Genomic DNA, 2,599 nt, shown 5'->3' on the forward strand with positions numbered 1-2,599 from the left:
GCATCGATATTTTGCTTGTGGCGTTACTGTCCGTTGTGGCACGCCGTTAATCGATAGACGAATGACTTGTGTGCCCGTTGGTACTAAGCCACTCACGTAATCGGCTGCTTCATACACTGTATCCAAAACAGGCTTCGTCGCAGTACCCACTGTGGTCGTTGCCACCAAATGAGCAGGCGTTCGATTCCCATAATCGACAGTGATTACATCGCCTTCTTTGAGTCGTAGGTTAGAAACTGTGCCATCGGAAATGAAACGACTATAGAACGAGAAGTTCCCTTCGGCGTCTGGTGCTACCAATCGTTGTGGAACACCATTGACAATTAAGCGTACCGATAAAGTACCTGCTGGGACTTTCCCAGTGATGGCTTGTTGGAATACGGCTACGTTATCGATGATCGGTGCTACAGCTGGAATGTAGTTGACTACTTTTACTGTTGTAGCCGGACCTGTTTTTTGTCCGTTCTTTTGAGCTACAGTGATGATGGTATCCGCTTTTTGGGCTGGAATTGTAACGGCGAATGAGCCGTTGGCTCCGACCATTCCTGTATACGTCTTACCACCAATTGTCACAACGGCTGTATAGCCTGGTGTTCCTGTCCCTGTCACGACGGTATCTTTATTCGATACAGTCTGCACCTTTGGTGCTACAATGACGGCATGTGTCGCATCGAATTCTGCTTGCGCTTTATCCACGTGCGCTTGCAACTCCGCTTTTTTCGCTGGATCTGTGATCGCATTTACTTTTTCTTGCGCTGCATCAATGTCCGTTTGCTTCACAGTTTCTTTCACCTTGTTCGCTGGATTATTCCCTTCAAACAGCTCATTCACTGCTTTTTCCGCTACGACTTCGGCTTCTTTTTTCGCGTCGAATGCCACTTGCGCTTTATCGATATGGGCTTGCAGTTCCGCTTTCTTCGCTGGGTCTGTGAGGGCATCCACTTTCGCTTGTGCTGCATCGATGTCCGCTTGCGTCACGGTTTCTTTTATTTTATTCGCTGGCTTATTGCCTTCAAATAACTCATTTACCGCTTTTTCCGCTGTATTTTTCGCATTTAACAACTCTTGCGCGCGGTTCAGTTTGTTTTGTAAATCCGTCTTCACGGCGCTTGGTAACAACAGGTCTATTTGCGCTTGCGCTTCATCAATGGCTGCTTGATTCGTTGTCGCTTTGATTGCATCGGTTGCTGGATTATTATTTTGGTACAACTGATCCACTAAGAAACCAGCAATCAGTTGTTGTTCTTTATCCGCTGCCTCAGCTTCCTTCTTCACATCGAATTCTGCTTGCGCTTTATCGATATGGGCTTGGAGCTCTGCTTTCTTCGCTGAATCTGTGACTTTATCCACTTTCGCTTGCGCCGCATCAATGTCCGCTTGCGTCACGGTTTCTTTTATTTTATTCGCTGGCTTATTGCCTTCAAATAACTCATTTACCGCTTTTTCCGCTGTATTTTTCGCATTTAACAACTCTTGTGCTCGGTTCAATTTGTTTTGTAAATCTGTCTTCACGGCGCTTGGTAACAACAGGTCTATTTGCGCTTGCGCTTCATCAATGGCTGCTTGATTCGTTGTCGCTTTGATCGCATCGGTTGCTGGATTATTATCTTGATACAACTGATTCACTAAGAAACCAGCAATAGCTTGTTGTCCTTTATCCGCTGCTTCGGTTTCCTTTTTCGCATCGAATTCTGCCTGCGCTTTATCGATATATGCTTGCAGTTCCGCTTTTGTCGCTGGGTCTGTCACAGTGTCCACTCTCGCTTGCACTGCATCAATATCCGCTTGCGTCACGGTTTCTTTTATCGTGTTTGCTGGATTACTATCCTCAAATAGTGCTTTCACTGCCCTTTGTATGCCTGCCTCTACTGCCGTTCGTATATTCAATAATTCTTGCGCGCGATTTAGTTTGTTTTGTAAGCCTGTCTTCACAGCACTTGGTAACAGCTTATCAATTTGTGCTTGTACTAGGTTAATAGACCCTTGGTTGGTTGTCGCTTTGATTGCATCGGTTAATGGTTCATCATTTTGATACAACTGATTCACTAAATAATTAGCAAGAAACTGGTTTGCCTTATCTATTTCTGTCGCTTCCGTTTTCGCATCGAGTTCGGCCTGCGCTTTATTGATATGCGCTTGGAGCTCTGCTTTCTTCGCCGTATCCTTCACCGCATTCACTTTCGCTTGCGCCGCATCTATTGTTGCTTGCGTCACGGTCTCTTTTATCGTGTTCGCTGGATTATTACTCACAAATAGCTCTTTCACTGCTTTTTCTGCCTCTGTTTTTGCATTTGCTTCTTCTATTTTAGCATCGAATTCTGCTTGGGCTTTATTGATATGCGCTTGGAGCTCTGCTTTCTTCGCCGTATCCTTCACCGCATTCACTTTCGCTTGCGCCGCATCTATTGTTGCTTGCGTCACGGTCTCTTTTATCGTGTTCGCTGGATTGTTACTGACAAATAGCTCTTTCACTGCTTTTTCTGCCTCTGTTTTCGCAGACAATTCGGCCTGCGCTTTATTGATATGCGCTTGCAGCTCGGCTTTTTTTTCGCCGTATCCTTCACCGCATTCACTTTTGCTTGCGCCGCATCTATCGTTG

Annotated in this window: 1 protein-coding gene; it reads right to left on the bottom strand. The window is 45.6% G+C overall.

Translation table 11 applies throughout. From position 1 onward, the window contains the following. Window positions 1-2,599, bottom strand: a 2,599-nt coding sequence (locus tag PROCOU_RS17900; RefSeq protein ID WP_036074424.1) for a toxin Cry1Ac domain D-VI-related protein, incomplete at both ends; no start/stop codon positions are given.

Source organism: Listeria rocourtiae FSL F6-920 (assembly GCF_000525975.1).
Classification (GTDB): Bacteria; Bacillota; Bacilli; order Lactobacillales; family Listeriaceae; genus Listeria_A; species Listeria_A rocourtiae.